Raw genomic sequence first — 16345 nt, 5'->3', positions numbered from 1 at the left:
AACGATTCAGCCCCAGGGCTGGGAGACGACCCAGCTCGTGTCGTCGCTCCAGGACGTGGCGCTGTCCCAGGCGTTGGATCCGCCGTTGCCGCCGATGTAGACGGTGTTGTTGTAGTGGCGAATGTCCTTGTCGGTGTAGTTGACGGACTGGAAGGTGTTGCCCTGGCCGTTGTTGCCCGGCTGCGGGCAGAAGGTGGCGTCCTGGGCGTAGAGGGAACCGCCGTCATTGGCATTGAGCTTGAGCTGGAAGTTGGAGTGGCGCAGGTACTGCCCCGAGGTGTTGGCGGACTCGAAGGAGACGCAGGCGCTGTTGGCCAGACCCGCCCGTACGATCCAGGTCGCGTCGGCCTTGTCGGTCGCCGAACTGGACGCGGACACCGGGGAGATGACCACATTGGCGTCGCTGTCGTCGTGCCGGATGTAGTCGGTGGTGCAGCACGCGGTCGTGGCCCGCAGCGAGATCCGCGAGCCGGGGGTCAGCGAACCGGAGCCCGACGACTGGGTCGTGTACCCGACGGACGCGATGTTGGTCTGCACCGCGTTCTCGGTGGCGTCGGAGGGGTAGCCGGACGTCATCACGCCCTCGTAGAACGTACCGGCGGAGCCCTTGCTGTTGTCGCCGCCGATGCCGAGGATGATCGCGCCCTCCTTGTGCATCGGGTTGTAGCCCGAGACGTTGGGGCGGACGCCGCTGTAGTACGTCGACAGGCCGCCCGACTGCGCGTTGCCGCCGCGGATCGCCCACTGGTTCGGGCCGCCCTTGACCATGGCGGTCAGGTAGCGGAAATTCACCGTCGGGTCGTTGGCGTTGTAGTGCTGGTTCACGCCGGAGAACAGGCCGTTCTCCAGGTCGGCCATGACCCAGGGGCCGTTGCCCGCGCCGTAGCCCCAGACCTTGATGTTCCCGAAGTAGATGGCCTCCATGTGGCCGTTGCCGGTGTCGTTGTTGCTGGTCTCGGCGTTGCCGTAGTCGAAGCAGCAGCCGCCGTTGTAGTGCGTGCCGTCGAGGATCGCGTACATCCCCTCCGGCTGGTCGCCGGTCGCGATCCCGCTGGTGTGGTCGTTGCGGTAGCCGGTGCCGGGCGCCACGTAGACGCCGTACGCCTTGTGGCCGCCCACCGTGGTCGGCGCCGCGGTCGCGTTCGCCAGATTGTCGGGTCCGCCCGCGGCCCCGCCGCCGGGCGCCTGGGTGAGGTTGTTGCCGCGTCCCGACTGGTCGTAGATGACCGTGATCACGCAGGTCGTCCCGGAGCAGAACGAGTCCTGTGCGGCGGCGTTGGCGTATCCGCCCGTGCTCAGCACGCCGATGTTCTGTGTGGCGTTGTCGGAGGCGCGCCTGACCTGGTAGAGCGAGCCGTTGTACGTGGAGTACAGCGCCCGTGTGGTGCTGTGGGCGGCCACGCAGGGGGTGCCGCCCGCGCTGTACGCGTCGCAGGGGAGCGAACCCGCCGCGTGGGAGGTGCCCGTGCCGCCGAGCAGGAGACCCGCGACGAGGGTCGCCGCGGCGGCGAGGCAGAGCGCCCATTTCCTGAAGCGGCCCGCTAAGGGATTCGTTGCGGTCAGGGACATGAATGTCCTCCTCGATGTGAGTGGGGGGACCGCCGCCCGGCAGCGGGCGGCGGCGCATCGCACCTGGCCGCACGGCGTCTCCGTGACGGTTGCGGTGAGCTTGAATTGTGATCGCTAACAACGCGACATGGTCCAGTGCTGCGGCAACGCGAAGGCGGCACGCGGCGGGTCCGGCACGCCGAGGCGCGCCGACCGTGCGTGAACGGTCCTGGCCCGCGCCGTCCCTGGCGGCGGCGGGATACCGGAGGGCCGTTCGCCCCGCCGACGCGCTACCGACTCCCGGGCCCGTCCGTGGCGGCTCGGCCTGGACGCAGAGCGCGAGAGCGCGTCACGCGGGGGTCTGACCCTCTATCGCTTGGCCGTTATTGTTAGCGCTCACTGTGGCGGCGTCAAGGCGTTGGGCAGAAGAAATCCCGCCCTGGGCGCCCCGGCCTCCGTTCGTCGGGCGCCTCGGGGGACGGGGGCGGCGGTGCATGGGAGACGTCAAGATCCCGCCCCGGAGTCGGCCGGGCCGCACGGTCCGGGGCGCGGGGGAGGACCATGGAGGGGAGGGCGGCTTTTGTCGCGATTTGCGCGGTGCGCGGTGGGCGGGGGCTGGAGGGTGCGATGAACGGATCGGTGCGGTTGGGCCGGATCGCCGGTGTGCCGCTGCGGATGCACTGGAGCGCGCCCCTGCTGATCCTCTTCGTCAGCGTCGCCCTGGGCGGCGGCGTGCTGTCCGCCTGGGCGCCGGGCCACTCCGCGGCCGCCTACCGCACCGGGGCGCTGATCGGCGCCCTGGCGCTCGCCGTGAGCCTGGTCGCGCACGAGGCGGCCCACGCCCTGGCGGCGCGCCGCGCGAAGATCGAGGTCAAGGACGTGACGGTCTTCGCGCTTGGCGGCGTCACCCGGATGGGGTCGGCGACCACGCCCCGCGACGAGGGCTGGGTGGCGGCGATCGGGCCGTTGACCAACCTGGTGCTCGGCGGGCTGTTCCTGGCCGCCGCCGTGGCGGTCGACGACACGCTGCACTGGGCCGTGGCCGCGGCCGTACTCGCCTGGGTCGCGTGGGCCAACGGACTCCTCGGCGTCTTCAACCTGCTGCCCGCCGCCCCGCTCGACGGCGGCCGGGTCCTGCAAGCGGTGATCTGGCGGATCCGCGGCGACCGCGAGCGCGCGGCCAGGATCTCCGGGCGCTGCGGCCAGGTGTTCGGCGTCGCGCTGCTCGCCGGCGGCTGGCTCGAAGTCCTCATGGGCCAGGCCGCGGGGCTGTGGCTGGTCCTGCTCGGCGCCTTCATCTCCTTCACCGCCTACGCAGAGGTCCGCCGCTCGGTGCTGTACGAGACCCTGCGCGGCGTCCGTGTCACCCAGGCGATGCACCCGGCCGTCGCGGGCCAGGACTGGCACACCGTGGACGAATTCCTGGCCACCTCGGCCTCCGGCGTCGGCGTCCGTACGGTGATTCCGCTGACCGACCTCGACGGCAGGCCCAGCGGCGTCGTCACCGCGTCCGCGCTCCTGTCCGTCCCGGCGGTGCGCAGGCGGGACACCCGGGTACGGGACGTCGCATTGCCGTTGGACCGCTGCCTGCTGGTCGACCCCGACGACCGGGTCACCGACGTCTTCGACCGTCTCGCCACCACCTCGGGCAGCCCCGTTCTCGTCCTGCACGACAACCGCGTCGTCGGCGTGATCACCGCCGAGGACATCGCCGGGCTGACCCGGCGCCACCCGCACCCGCCGGCCCGGCCCCCTGCCGCCCACGGAGCGGGCCACACCACCTGACCGAAGGCCGCACCCACGCGGCGGCACGGGGGAGAGGCGACGGAAAGAAGGACTTCTGCCATGGATCCTGAACGCATCGAGCGCATGGTGACCGCCCTGCGCGCACGAGGCGTCATGGCCCACCGAGCCGACGCGGGCGTCTACGAATTCGGCATCGGCGTGGCGCTGGGGGACGGCAGCGAGGCTCAGTGGAACCTCGGCGGAGCCGCCGGGCTGGACGCGGTGGTGACGCGCGACGGCGTCCTCATCGGCTTCCTCCCGCACGTCCTCGGCGGCGCCGCCTTCACCGACGACCAGATCGTCGACGCCATCGCCACCGCCCGCTACCCGGAGGAGGGCCTCTACCCGGCCCAGGACGCCGGCCCGCGGCCCGACGCGCCGACGCCGCCCGACGCGCCTTCGCCGCCCGGCCCGCCCGTGCCGCCCGCGACCTCCCGGCCGTCCACCGCGGACCGCCGAACCTCCACCCGGCCCGCGAATCCCCAGCCACCCCCCGCGGACCCTCGGCCGTCCCCCGAGAAGAACGTGCCGACCGCACGGCACCGCACGCTCCTGGCCAGGCTCCGCCGCCTGCGGCGCGTACAGCGGCTCCGCCGGGCCTCGCGCTGACGACGACCGCTGACCGGCCACTGACCCGGCCACTGACCTGCCACTGACCGACCGCTCACGAACGCTGTCGCCCGCTGACGGCGCCCACGACGGACATCGAGGGCGCGCACGCGTGCGACGGGGCACCGCCGTGGTGGCGGTGCCCCGTCAGGCGCGGGTGGTGCGGGGCTCACACGAGCCAGCGGTGGCGGGCGACGAGGGGGACGCGGGCCCAGGCCCGGCCGAGGCCCCAGGTGGTGCCCGCCGCGGCGAAGGCGAAGAGGATCATCGCGAGGGCGTAGATGAGGTGGTAGTCCACGAACGGGTTGGAGGACATGCTCGGCGCGCCGGTGGACAGGTGCTGCGCGGGCGGCCATTCGGCGGCCCACATCATGGCCATCAAGACGGTGCCCGCGGCGGCGGTCAGACGCAGGGCGACGCCGCTCATGAGGGCGACGCCGATGCCGAGCAGGCCGAGCATGAACAGCCAGTCGGTCCAGCCCTTGCCCGCGATGTCGTGGAAGAACGACTCCAGCGGACCGGCGGAGACACCCGACAGGAACCCCTTGGTGGGCGACCCGCCGTCGATCCAGCCCTTGCCGGAGCCGGTCGCGTAGTGCCAGCCGAAGGTCTTGTCGAGGAAGGCCCACAGGAAGACGAAACCGGTCGCGATCCGTACGGTGGCGAGCGACTTGGCGACGAGCGCGGAGTCGGTGCCGACGGCCGTCGCGTCGCCGCCGCGGTCGGCGGACGCCTTGTTCCGAGCGGGGAGGCGGAACCCTGCGTGCTGCCGGGTGTGGTCGTGGACTGCCATGACGGCTCCCAGTTCAATGGGGGTTGACGTTCGGTCAGACATCACTGTGCCGCGCGGTGTTGGCCGCACGCTGGGGGCTCACGGCCCGACCCGCAGGGCCGAACGGCTCTGCCTGGCGGCCCGGTTGGGCCGAGAGCCCCGAGGCGTCACGTGCCGAGGCGTCGAGGCTTCGAGGCGGCAGGCGTCCCACGGCGGGCCCGTCGGCCACCGTCCGCCGCTGATGCCTTCCGGCGCCCCGACAGACCTCACCCGTCCGGCCATCGCGCGACCACTCACCGTGTGCTCATGCCCGCTCCGTTTCGGTGACGGGTGGCCGAAGCGCTCATGCGGTCCGGCTGCGGAGCCCGGCGGCGTCCCACGCGGTCCGGTCCACCCACCCGACAGGGCCGTTCGGCCCTCCGCAGACGGCGCGGGAGGCGGGAGCGTGGAGACACGGGGTCAGTCGGCCCCCGTCGTGTCGCTCGACGAGGAGGGACCGACCATGGAACGCGGAATCTGGCTGTGGCGTCTGCGGAAGAATCCGCTGCGCCGACGTTCGTACGCCGTGGAGGCGTGGGCCTTCCTCGCGGCGGCCCTGGCCGCGCTGGTGGTCGCGGTGCTGGTCGGAGTCTCGACCGCGCACGGTCTCGAGCGCGAGTACGCGCAGCAGCGTCTCGACCGGCACAGCACCAGCGCGGTCCTGACCCAGAAGGCCCCGGACGGCTACCGGCTGTCCCGGGTGGACGTACCGGCGCAGTGGAAGGCGCCCGACGGCACCGTGCTCACCGGCATCGTCACGGCCAGTCCCGGCACCTCCCGCGGTGCCGTCGTTCCGGTGTGGACCAACAGCCAGGGTGTCGAGGTCGCGCAGCCGCTGTCCCCCTCCTCCGGGGAATTCCAGGCCGATGTGATCGGCGCGGGAGCGGCCTTCGCCATCTGTGTCGGCGTCCTGATCGGCTGCGGGATCACCACCAAACTCCTCGACCACCGCCGGTGTGCCCGCTGGGACGCCGAGTGGACGGACGCCGACTCGCGCTGGGGCCACCACAGCGTGTGACCGACGGTGCTGGCCCGGCCACGGTCCCGCCAGTACGGTGAGTGACCCGCCGGTCCTTCCGTCTGCCAGGAGACCCCGCCTGTGAGCTTCGCGACGCTGGCCGTCCTGTCCCTGGCCGCCCTGCTGGGCCCGCTGCTGGCCCTGCCGAAACAGTGGCACCTGCCCGTCGTCCTGGGCGAGCTGGCCGCCGGTGTCCTGCTCGGACCCACCGTGATCGGCTACCTGCACGCCGACGATCCGACGTTCGCCTTCCTCGCGGACATCGGCTTCGCCCTGATCATGTTCGTCGCCGGCGCACGGGTACCGGTGCGTGACCCGCAGTTGCGCGCGGGACTGGGCAGCGGGGCCGGGCGCGCCCTGGCCGTCGGCGTCCTGGCGGCGGTCCCCGCATTCCTCCTGGCGCGGGGCTTCGACACCGGGCACACCGCTCTCTATACGGTGCTGATGGCGTCGTCGTCCGCCGCGCTGATCCTGCCGATCGTCGACTCGCTGTCGCTCGGCGGCCCGCAGATCCTGCGCATGCTGCCCCAGGTCGCGGTCGCCGACACGGCCTGCATCGTCGCCCTGCCCCTGGTGATCGACCCGCGCCACGCCGCCCGCGCGGCGCTCGGCGCGTGCGCGGTCATCGCCTGCGCGGCGGCGCTGTTCCTGGTCCTGCGCCGGTTCGAGCGCGACGGCCTGCGGCGCAGAATGCACCGGCTCTCCGAGGAGCGGCGCTTCGCCCTGGAACTGCGGATCAGCCTGGTCATCCTGTTCGCACTGGCCGCGCTCGCCGTGCGAACCCATGTCTCGATCATGCTGGCGGGCTTCTCCTTCGGCCTGGTCGTCTCCGCGATCGGCGAACCCCGCCGCCTGGCGAAACAGCTCTTCGCCCTGACCGAGGGCTTCCTCGGCCCGCTGTTCTTCCTGTGGCTGGGGGCGTCCCTCGATCTGCGCGCCCTGGCCGGTCACCCCTCCTTCGCGGTGCTCGGCGTGGCGCTCGGGCTGGGCGCGGTCGCGGTGCACGCCGCGCTGCGGGTCACCGGCCAGCCCTTCGCCGTGGGCGTCCTCGCCTCCGCCCAGCTCGGCGTCCCGGTGGCCGCCGCGACCCTGGGCACCCAACTGCGCCTGCTCGAACCCGGTGAGGCCGCGGCCCTCATGCTCGGCGCCCTGGTGACCATCGCCGCCGCCACCCTCGCGACCTCCCTCACCGGCCCGAGCACCCCGAAGGACCACGGCCTCGCGGCACCGGCCGCCCCTTGACCGCGAGCCCCGCGCGGCGACGGCGGGCCTCCCGGAATCCGGAAGGCCCGCCGTTCCCACCTCTAATCGTTCCCGGCCCTCAGCCGGTCCAGGACCAGTCGGCGACCTCGGGGAGGTCGACGCCGTGTTCGCGGATCCAGGCGTGGTGGCGCAGCCGGGTGTCCTCCATCTTCTGACGGACGGGCGCCGCCGCCACCGCGAGGCCGGGGACGCGGTCGATGACGTCCATGACCAGCCGGTAGCGGTCGAGGTCGTTGCGGACCACCATGTCGAACGGCGTGGTGGTCGTGCCGTTCTCCTTGTAGCCGCGCACATGCATATGGGCGTGGCCGGTGCGGCGGTAGGTGAGCCGGTGGATGAGCCACGGGTAGCCGTGGTACGCGAAGATCACCGGCTTGTCGGGGGTGAACAGCGCGTCGTACTCGGCGTCGGGCATGCCGTGCGGGTGTTCGTCCTTGGGCAGCAGCCGCGCCAGATCGACCACGTTGACGACCCGTACCGACAGGTCGGGAAGGTGCTCGCGCAGCAGGGACACGGCGGCGATGGTCTCCTGCGTGGGGACGTCACCGGCGCAGGCCAGGACCACATCGGGTTCCGCGCCGTCCTCGGAGCTCGCCCATTCCCAGATGCCGGCGCCGCGTGCGCAGTGCGCGCGGGCGGCCTCCAGATCGAGCCAGTCGAAGCAGGGCTGCTTCCCGGCGACCACGACGTTCACGTAGTCCTTGGAACGCAGCACGTGATCGGCCACCGACAGCAGGGTGTTGGCGTCCGGCGGCAGATAGACCCGCACGACCTCGGGGGACTTGTTGAGGACGTGGTCCACGAAGCCGGGGTCCTGGTGCGAGAAGCCGTTGTGGTCCTGCCGCCAGACATGCGACGTCAGCAGGTAGTTGAGCGACGCGATGGGCCGCCGCCACGGCAGCGGCCGTGAGGTGCGCAGCCACTTGATGTGCTGGTTGGCCATCGAGTCGACGATGTGCACGAACGCCTCGTAGCACGAGAACAGGCCGTGACGGCCCGTCAGGAGATAGCCCTCCAGCCACCCTTGGCAGGTGTGCTCGGACAGGATCTCCATCACCCGGCCGCCGCGCTCCAGGTGCTCGTCGGTGTCGAGTACCTCGGCCTCCCACGCCTTCCCGCTCACGTCGTAGACGGCTTCGAGCCGGTTGGAGGCGGTCTCGTCCGGGCCGACCAGCCGGAAGTCCCGGTGCTCCGCGGTGTCGGCCATGATCTGCTTGAGCAGCCCGCCGAGCACCCGCGTGGGCTCGTGCAGATTCACCCCCGGCTTGTCGACCGCCACCGCGAAGTCCTCCAGCGGCGGCACCGGCAGGTCGCGCCGGAGCAGACCGCCGTTGGCGTGCGGGTTCAGACCCAGCCGCCGCTCGCCGTCCGGCGTGCAGCTCAGCACCTGGGCGCTCGGGCGGCCGTCCCGGTCGAAGAGCTCCTCGGGGCGGTACGAGCGCAGCCACTGCTCCAACTGGCGCAGGTGCTCCGGGTTGTCACGGACCCCGGCCAGCGGCACCTGGTGCGCCCGCCAGGTGCCCTCCACCGGCAGCCCGTCGACCTCGGCGGGTCCCGTCCAGCCCTTCGGCGTACGCAGCACGATCATCGGCCACCGGGCCCGCTCGCCGTCGTCGCCCGCACGCGCCGCGTCCTGGATGGCGGCGATACGGTCCAGCGCGGTGTCCATGGCCGCGGCCATCGCCCGGTGCACGTCGTGCGGGTCGTCGCCCGTCACGTGGATCGGGTCGTGGCCGTAGCCGCGCAGCAGTTCGTCCAGCTCGTGCTCGGGGAGCCGGGCCAGCACCGCCGGGTTGGCGATCTTGTAGCCGTTGAGGTGCAGGATCGGCAGGACGGCGCCGTCGTGCACGGGGTCGAGGAATTTGTTGGAGTGCCAGGAGGTGGCCAGCGGACCGGTCTCCGCCTCGCCGTCGCCCACGACACACGCCACCAGCAGGTCCGGGTTGTCGAAGGCCGCGCCGTACGCGTGGGACAGCGAATATCCCAGCTCGCCGCCCTCGTGGATCGAGCCGGGCGTCTCGGGCGCGACGTGGCTGGGGATGCCGCCGGGGAAGGAGAACTGCCGGAACAGCCGGGCCATGCCGTCCGCGTCCCGCCCGATGTCGGGATAGGTCGCGGAGTAACTGCCGTCGAGCCAGGAGTTGGCCACCACCGCGGGGCCGCCGTGTCCGGGGCCCCATACGCAGAGCGCGTCCAGCCCGCGGGTCCTGATCACCCGGTTGAGGTGGGTGTGCACGAGGTTGAGGCCGGGGGAGGTCCCCCAGTGGCCGAGCAGCCGCGGCTTGATGTGCTCGGGGCGTAGCGGCTCCTCGAGCAGGGGATTGGCGAGCAGGTAGATCTGGCCGACGGACAGGTAGTTGGCCGCCTTCCAGTGGGCGACCAGGGCGGCCAGTTCGGTGTCGTCAAGAGCGCTGCCCGGCTGGGCCGGGGGTGCCTGAGACATGTCTTCCTCCGCGGAGTCGAAGTCGTCGTCCCAGACTCGGAGGTCTCGCCCGCGGTCCGACAGAGCCGACCGGGCAGCGATCGGGGGCCGTTCGGGCCAGCGCCCCCGGGTCGGGACACGGCGTTCCTCGCGCGAGTCTGCCACGAGGTGCCGGTCGGCCGGGGTAACCGCCCGAGGCGTGTGGCGCGATCCGGGCGGACACGCCTTCCGCATCGCTCACGGAGCAACCGCCCCGGCCGCGTGGTGCCGACGCCCCGTCTGGCGGAGCGCCGCGCGTGACTCAGCCGTCCTGCCTGGCCTGGTGGCCGCGGAGCAGTCGGCCGTGGGCGGCACGGGAATGGGTGACGACGCATACGTCGATGTCGTCGCCCGAGCCCTCGACGATGATCTCGCCGACACCCCGGCTGAACAGCCTCTGGAGGCGGGTGCGCCGGGTCGCGCCGATCAGGATCTGGCTGGCGCTCACCCGCCGGGCGAAGTCGAGGACGGCGCGGGCCGGGTCGCCGCTGGTGAGCGTGTGGTACGTGCCGCCGAGCTCTTCCACCAGCGCGCGCTGTTCGGTCGGCAGGTGAGCGGAAGGGGACGTCGACGCGTCGTCGGGCTCGACGTGGACGGCGAGGAATTCGCCTCCCGCGCCGCGGGACGCGGTGCGCTTGGCGCGCCGGATGAGGGTGTCGCCCTCCGCGCCGCCGGAGAGGGCGACCAGCACCCGCTCGCGCGCGGACCAGGGCTGCTGGATGCCGTGGCCCTCGCGGTAGCGCTGAAGAGCCTCCTCGACCCGGTCGGCTGCCCACAGCAGGGCGATCTCGCGCAGGGCGGTGAGGTTTCCGGCGCGGAAGTAGTTGACCAGTGCCAGCTCGGCCCGCTCCGGCGGATAGATGTCTCCGTCGGCCATCCGCTGCCTCAGCGCCTCGGCGGACATGTCCACGAGCTCGATCTGGTCCGCGCCGCGGACCACGTCGTCCGGAACGGTCTCGCGCTGTTTGGCCCCGGTGATGTGCTCCACCACGTCGTTGAGCGATTCGAGATGCTGGATGTTGACGGTGGAGATCACGTTGATGCCCGCGTCGAGCAATTCGTGGACGTCCTGCCAGCGCTTCTTGTTCCGTGCGCCGGGGATGTTGGTGTGGGCCATCTCGTCGACCAGCGCGAGCTGCGGGCGGCGGGCGAGGACGGCGTCGAGGTCCATCTCCGTGAAGGCGCAGTCGCGGTATCCGACGGTCCGGCGCGGCACCTGCTCCAGGCCCTCCGCCATCCGGTGGGTCAGCGGCCTGCCGTAGTCCTCCACGAAGGCGATGACCACGTCGGTGCCCTGGTCGGCACGCAGGTGGCCCTCGCCGAGCATCGCGTACGTCTTGCCCACCCCTGGGGCCGCCCCGAGATACACCCGCAGGCTTCCGCACGCCATGGCCGTTCCCTTCTCGCCGCCGAGGCCGAACCGGCCCGCACATCGACCGGACGCCCCGAGATCTCACCGTTTTACCCTTTATCTCTCCATTCTCCTGGTTATACATATGAACGGGAGGCTTCGCCGCGGGCTCCGTGCCGGTACCTGGCCGACGTGGAGCGGAACCGGGCGGCGGCGCGAGCCGCCCCACCGGCCCCGGCACCGGGACCTCGCGAGGGCCGGTCGGCCGGGGCGGCCACCCCTTGTGGCCCTGGAACACGGAGTGCGCGCGCCGCACCGTGAAGGGAGAGGGGCGGCAGGCGAGCGCGTCCGCGGAGGAGTGGGTCATGAAGCAGCGTGAGGTCGGGATCGTGATGACGAGTGACGTCGTCAGCGTCCGCCCCGCGACACCGTTCAAGGACATCGCCGGGCTGCTCGGGAAGCACCGGGTGAGCGGTGTGCCGGTGGTGGACGACGACGAGAAGGTGATCGGCGTGATCTCCGCGACCGACCTGATGTTCCGCCAGGCGGAGCAGGCGTGGAACGTCCCCGCGCGGCGCATGTCCTTGAACCGTGCCGCGTACCGGAAGGCGGCCAAGGCCCGCGCCCGCACCGCGGGTGAGCTGATGTCGGCCCCGGCCGTCACCGTCCAGGCGTACGAGTCGGTCGTCGGCGCCGCGCGCACCATGCTGGAGCACGGGGTGGAGCGGCTGCCCGTCCTCGACGAGGAGAGCCGCCTGGTCGGCATCGTGACCCGGCGCGACCTGCTGCGGGTCTTCCTCCGCCCGGACGACGAGATCCGCGCCGAGGTGATCGACGAGGTCTTCGTCAAGACCTTCTGGGCGCCGTCGGACGCGGTGGGGGTCACGGTCTCCGGCGGCGTGGTCACCCTGGAGGGCCGGCTGGAGCGGGCGGACCAGGTGCCGGTGGCCGGCTGGATGACCGGACGGATCGACGGGGTCGTCGGCGTCGTCAACAGACTCACCTCACGCTTCGACGACTCCCTCGCCGAAGCGAAGCGACCGGAAGGGGCACGGTGATGAGAACCGCTACCACTGGCCTGTTCAGCTCGCTCCCGTCCCCCGGACGGCAGCGGCTGGAGAGCCTTGCCCGAGAGGTGTCGTTCCCCGCGGGCACCCGGATCTACGAGGAGGGCGAGCGGGCCGACCGGTTCTGGGTCGTGCGCACCGGCGCCGTCACCCTCGACCTCCGGCGGCCCGGGCGCCCGGCCCCCGAGGTGGAGATGCTGGGCCCCGGAGACCTGCTCGGCTGGTCCTGGCTGTTCCCGCCGTACGTCTGGCAGATGGGCGCCCAGGCCCAAAGCCCCGTGCGGGCACAGGAGTTCGACGCCACCGTGGTACGGGCGCTGGCCGAAGCGGATCCGGTGTTCGGACGAGCCCTGGCGATGAAGGTCGGCGAGGTCGTCGCCCACAGGTTGCAGAGCACCCGGGCCAGACTGCTCGAGCGGTGAGCAGCCCGTGAGCCGCGGAGAACGCGGAAGCGAAGGAGGCTGAGCGGCCTCCCGGCCGTGGGCCCGCGATGGGCGACAACTGCGCTCCAGACCCTGCCCCGACGTCCGATACCGGCCAAGGGACCGTTCGGCCCTAGCAACGGGTCCGTACGACCGTTCATGATCGGAGGACCGGGCGCGGCACACGACAGGGCGAAGGATCGGCGCACATGACCGAAGTACGGCAGTTCTCACCGCAGGCGCCGATCAGGGTCTTCCTGCTGGACGACCACGAGGTCGTCCGGCGCGGCGTCCACGACCTGCTCGACTCGGAACCTGACATCGAGGTGGTCGGCGAGGCCGCGACCGCCGCACAGGCCGAGGCCCGCGGACCGGCCCTGCGGCCGGACGTCGCCGTCCTGGACGTCCGGCTGCCCGACGGCGACGGCATCACCGTCTGCCGCGAGCTGCGGTCGCGGATGCCCGGTCTCGCCTGCCTGATGCTGACGTCCTTCGACGACGACGACGCGCTGCTCGACGCGATCATGGCGGGCGCGGCGGGCTATGTGCTCAAGCAGATCAAGGGCTCCGACCTGGTCGCCGCCGTGCGGACCGTCGCCTCGGGGCAGTCGATGCTCGACCCGGCCACCACCTCCCGGCTGATGAGCAATCTGCGCGGCGGCGGCCCGACAGCGACGGCGGAACCCGAGGTCGAGGCGCTCGCCTCGCTGTCACCGCGCGAGCGCGAGATCCTCCAACTCGTCGGTGAGGGACTCACCAACGGCCAGATCGGCAAGCGCCTGTACCTGTCGGAGAAGACGGTCAAGAACAACGTCTCGCGGCTGCTGGCCAAGCTCGGCGTGGAGCGCCGCATCCAGGCGGCCGTCATGGCCACGCACGACACCGCCCAGCACTCCGCGCCGGAGCACGGCCGCCGCTGAACACGGGGCCGACCGGCCCTCCGGCCGGGCACCAGACGGCCCCTCCCGCCGCCCGTCGTGCTCCGTCAGCCTGGAAGCAGGACGGCCGGGAGGAGAACACGATGCGGACCGCACCACTGGACGCGGAGACCCTGGAGAAGCTGATCTCCGCGGCGGGCGCGGCGCCTTCGATCCACAACACTCAGCCGTGGCGGTTCCGGCTCGACCCCGACACCAGCACGCTGGAGGTACGGGCGGCCGTCGACCGCGGGCTGCGGCACGTCGACCCGATGGGACGCGCCGTCCACCTGTCGGTCGGCGCCGCCCTGTTCAACCTCCGGGTCGCGGTCGCCCACTTCGGCTGGGACCCGGTGCTGCGGCTGCTGCCCGACCCCGCCGAGCCCGACCTGCTGGCCTCCGTACGCCTGGCCGGACCGCTGCCGACCGGTGCCCGCCGCGACCGGCAGGACCTGTACGACGCGATCTGGCGGCGGCACAGCAGCCGTCTGCCGTTCTCCGAGCAGGCGCTTCCCGCCCAGGTGCTGACCGAACTGGCCGAGGCCGCGGACGCCGAGGGCGCCCGGCTGGTACGGCCCGCCGCGGAGGAGACGGCCCGCCTGCTGGAGTTCACCACGGAGGCCGAGCGGCGCGGCATGAGCGATTCCGACCGCCGGGCCGAGAGCCGGAGCTGGATCCGTGAGGGGAGCGCGGACGGCCTGCCGGGCCGGGCGCTCGGCCCCCAGGACAGCGCGGGCCGACTGCCGCTGCGGGACTTCTCCGCGCTGCGCCCGGAGAACTACCAGCCTTCCGCGGCCTTCGAGCGGCAACCGGTGATCGCGGTCCTGTCCACCTGCCACGACCGCCCCGCCGACTGGCTGCGCGCCGGTCAGGCGCTGGAGCACGTCCTGCTCGTCGCGACCGCTCACACTGTCCGCGCGTCACTGCTCCATCAGGCGCTGGAATGGGACGACCTGCGGTGGCTGCTGCGCGACCCGCGCGGCGGCATGGAACACGTACAGATGCTGATCCGCCTCGGCTACGGACCGGAGGGCCCGGCCACACCCCGGCGCCCCGTCGCCGACGTCACCGATGCCGGAACGCACACGCCCGAGGGCCTGTCCGGCGGATCACGAACGGCCCCTTCGACCCCTGGCACGCACGCCCGCCGCGTTGCCGGAATACCCGAATAGCTCCGCTATGAGGCCATCCCGGCGCCTTGCGCTCGCACGCGCCAGGCGCCGCCTGGACCGCCCATGATCCGCCGGACAGGCCCTAGGTGTATTGACCTGGAGGGTCGTTGACGCGCGCGGCGCCGGCTACGCCTTGGGCCCCGCCGAGGGCGGGGCGGCCGGCACCCGCCAGACCAGGCGGGTGCCGCCGCGGGGGCTGGCGGAGAGGGACAGCTGGCCCCCGAGCCGCGCGGCCCGCTCCTCCAGATTGCGCAGCCCGCTGCGGTGCCCGCCGGAAGGGGCGCCCACGCCGTCGTCGTCGACCGTGACGGTCAGGGTCCCGGAGGCGACGACCAGGGAGACCTCGGCGGAGGTCGCCCGGGCGTGCCGTCCGACGTTGGAGAGGGCTTCGACCAGGACGGCGACGGTCTCCTCCGCGACCGGCGTGGGCACATCGGTGTCGATCAGCCCCTCCATCCGCAGGGCGGGGGTGAAGCCGAGCGTCGGGACCGCGTCCTCGACCGCCATCGAGGCACGTATCCGAAGGCCGCGCGCGGTCCGCTCCCGGTCGTGCGAGCGCAGCCCGAAGATCGTCGAGCGAATGATCTTGATGGTCTCGTCCAGGTCGTCCACCGCGCGCAGCAGCCGCTCGCTCGCCTCCGGGTGCTGGACGAAGCGCACCGCGCTCTGCAAGGTCATCCCCGTGGCGAACAGCCGCTGGATGGCCAGGTCGTGCAGGTCACGGGCGATCCGGTCGCGGTCCTCCAGCAGCGCGAGCTGCTCGGCGCCGCGCCGCCGCTCGGCCAGCTCCAGCGCCAGCGCGGCCTGCCCGGCGAAGCTCAGCAGCGGCGAGGACTCCGCCTCGGTGAAGGGGACAGAACCCAGCTCGCGGGCGAGCAGCAGCACACCGCGCACCGCGCCGCCCGCCATCATCGGCACGGCGATCGTCGGCCCCAGGCCGTTCCAGCGCGGCGGCCCCGACGTCACCCGCGGGTCCTTGGCGATCTCCACCGTGGTGATCGGCCGCGCCGCGGCCATCGCGGCGCCCATGAACGAGCCCTCGCACGGCAGCACCAGACCGCGGTGGGTCTCGGCGTCCACCCCCACGGCGATCATCACCTGGAGGTCGGTGGTCCCCTCGACCGGCAGCGCCACCACGCCCAGGTCCGCGGCCAGGATGTGCCGGCCGTGCTCGACGATCAGCCCGAGCACATCCATCTCACCGGCGCCCGACAGCAGCTTGCTCACGATCTCCGCGTTGGCCGCCATCCACCGCTGCCCCTCGCGGGCGGTCTTGTACAGCCGCGCGTTCTCGATCGCGACACCCGCCGCGACCGCCAGGGTCGACAGCAGCGTCTCGTCGTCGCCGTCGAACTCCCGGCCACCGCGCTTCTCGGTGAGGTAGATGTTTCCGAAGACCTCGTCGCGCACCCGGATCGGCACCCCGAGGAAGGAGCGCATCGGCGGATGGTTCGCCGGGAAGCCGTACGACGCCGGGTGATCGGACAACTCAGCGAGCCGCAGCGGCTCCGGGTGGCGGATCAGCTCACCGAGCAGACCGTGCCCCGAGGGCAGCGGCCCGATCGCGCGGGCCTCCTCCTCGGACACCCCGACGGTCAGGAACTCCGAGAGCCGGGCGTCGTCGCCGATCACGCCCAGCGCGCCGTACTCGGCGTCCACCAGGACGACCGCGGTCTCCACGATCCGCCGCAGCACATGCGCGAGGTCCAGCTCCCGGCCCACCGACAGCACGGCCTCCAGCAGGCTGTGCACCCGATTCTGCGTGCCGCGCACCGCCCCGATGCGGACCTGCAACTCGTCCAGCAGCTCATCGAGCTGCAAACGGGGCAAGCGCCCGCCCGAGCTGTCGCCGTCCTCTCCCACCGGTCCTCCACGCGCACCGCGAACCCCGAGCATCAGCCCCTGCGTCCTACCGTATCGG

The 16345-nt window shown here is 72.4% G+C and carries 13 protein-coding genes; 8 read left to right on the top strand and 5 right to left on the bottom strand.

Annotated elements, in window-relative coordinates; all coding sequences use genetic code 11:
• Positions 1–6: 6 nt before the first annotated feature.
• Complete coding sequence (locus ACFY9V_RS34230) at positions 7–1569, bottom strand: arabinofuranosidase catalytic domain-containing protein (RefSeq protein ID WP_391164243.1); 1563 nt, start codon at positions 1567–1569, stop codon at positions 7–9.
• A 606-nt stretch (positions 1570–2175) separates the two neighbouring features.
• On the opposite strand from ACFY9V_RS34230, the gene ACFY9V_RS34225 reads away from it, so the two are divergent.
• Together ACFY9V_RS34225 and ACFY9V_RS34220 are read left to right on the top strand one after the other, a co-directional pair.
• Entirely contained in the window at positions 2176–3333 is a 1158-nt protein-coding gene (locus ACFY9V_RS34225) for a site-2 protease family protein (RefSeq protein ID WP_391164242.1), read from the top strand.
• 60 nt (positions 3334–3393) lie between these two features.
• Entirely contained in the window at positions 3394–3942 is a 549-nt protein-coding gene (locus ACFY9V_RS34220; protein ID WP_391164241.1) for a hypothetical protein, read from the top strand.
• A gap of 169 nt (positions 3943–4111) precedes the next feature.
• Here ACFY9V_RS34220 and ACFY9V_RS34215 read toward each other — a convergent pair whose 3' ends face one another.
• Positions 4112–4735: a hypothetical protein gene (locus ACFY9V_RS34215; RefSeq protein ID WP_355347459.1), complete on the bottom strand. Its 624-nt coding sequence runs from the start codon at positions 4733–4735 to the stop codon at positions 4112–4114.
• 481 nt (positions 4736–5216) lie between these two features.
• On the opposite strand from ACFY9V_RS34215, the gene ACFY9V_RS34210 reads away from it, so the two are divergent.
• Together ACFY9V_RS34210 and ACFY9V_RS34205 are read left to right on the top strand one after the other, a co-directional pair.
• Positions 5217–5771: a hypothetical protein gene (locus tag ACFY9V_RS34210; protein ID WP_391052131.1), complete on the top strand. Its 555-nt coding sequence runs from the start codon at positions 5217–5219 to the stop codon at positions 5769–5771.
• A gap of 81 nt (positions 5772–5852) precedes the next feature.
• Positions 5853–7013 carry a cation:proton antiporter gene (locus ACFY9V_RS34205; protein ID WP_355347453.1) on the top strand — a complete coding sequence of 387 codons (1161 nt, stop codon included), beginning with the start codon at positions 5853–5855 and terminating at the stop codon, positions 7011–7013.
• A gap of 79 nt (positions 7014–7092) precedes the next feature.
• Here the strand turns inward: ACFY9V_RS34205 and ACFY9V_RS34200 are convergent, their stop codons facing one another.
• Together ACFY9V_RS34200 and ACFY9V_RS34195 are read right to left on the bottom strand one after the other, a co-directional pair.
• Positions 7093–9477, bottom strand: coding sequence for a phosphoketolase (locus ACFY9V_RS34200; RefSeq protein ID WP_391164240.1), 2385 nt, complete (start codon positions 9475–9477; stop codon positions 7093–7095).
• A 280-nt stretch (positions 9478–9757) separates the two neighbouring features.
• Positions 9758–10885, bottom strand: coding sequence for a universal stress protein (locus tag ACFY9V_RS34195; protein WP_391164239.1), 1128 nt, complete (start codon positions 10883–10885; stop codon positions 9758–9760).
• A 326-nt stretch (positions 10886–11211) separates the two neighbouring features.
• Between ACFY9V_RS34195 and ACFY9V_RS34190 the strand changes: the two genes are divergently transcribed.
• The 4 genes from ACFY9V_RS34190 (at position 11212) to ACFY9V_RS34175 (ending at position 14424) form a co-directional block, all read left to right on the top strand.
• On the top strand, positions 11212–11904 hold the full coding sequence (locus ACFY9V_RS34190) for a CBS domain-containing protein (RefSeq protein WP_355347444.1): 693 nt from the start codon (positions 11212–11214) through the stop codon (positions 11902–11904).
• Positions 11904–12335, top strand: coding sequence for a cyclic nucleotide-binding domain-containing protein (locus ACFY9V_RS34185; RefSeq protein ID WP_355347441.1), 432 nt, complete (start codon positions 11904–11906; stop codon positions 12333–12335). Before ACFY9V_RS34190 ends, ACFY9V_RS34185 begins: the two co-directional genes overlap by 1 nt.
• 209 nt (positions 12336–12544) lie before the next feature.
• The gene (locus ACFY9V_RS34180; protein WP_391164238.1) at positions 12545–13255 is read left to right on the top strand and encodes a response regulator; all 711 of its coding nucleotides are present in this window, start codon (positions 12545–12547) and stop codon (positions 13253–13255) included.
• 101 nt (positions 13256–13356) lie between these two features.
• Positions 13357–14424 carry an Acg family FMN-binding oxidoreductase gene (locus tag ACFY9V_RS34175; protein ID WP_391164237.1) on the top strand — a complete coding sequence of 356 codons (1068 nt, stop codon included), beginning with the start codon at positions 13357–13359 and terminating at the stop codon, positions 14422–14424.
• 126 nt (positions 14425–14550) lie between these two features.
• Here the strand turns inward: ACFY9V_RS34175 and ACFY9V_RS34170 are convergent, their stop codons facing one another.
• Positions 14551–16320 carry a GAF domain-containing protein gene (locus ACFY9V_RS34170; RefSeq protein WP_391164236.1) on the bottom strand — a complete coding sequence of 590 codons (1770 nt, stop codon included), beginning with the start codon at positions 16318–16320 and terminating at the stop codon, positions 14551–14553.
• Positions 16321–16345 lie beyond the last annotated feature (25 nt).

This window comes from Streptomyces sp. NPDC008317, assembly GCF_042955955.1.
In the GTDB taxonomy this organism is placed as follows: domain Bacteria; phylum Actinomycetota; class Actinomycetes; order Streptomycetales; family Streptomycetaceae; genus Actinacidiphila.
This window is presented reverse-complemented; position numbering and strand designations above follow the sequence as displayed.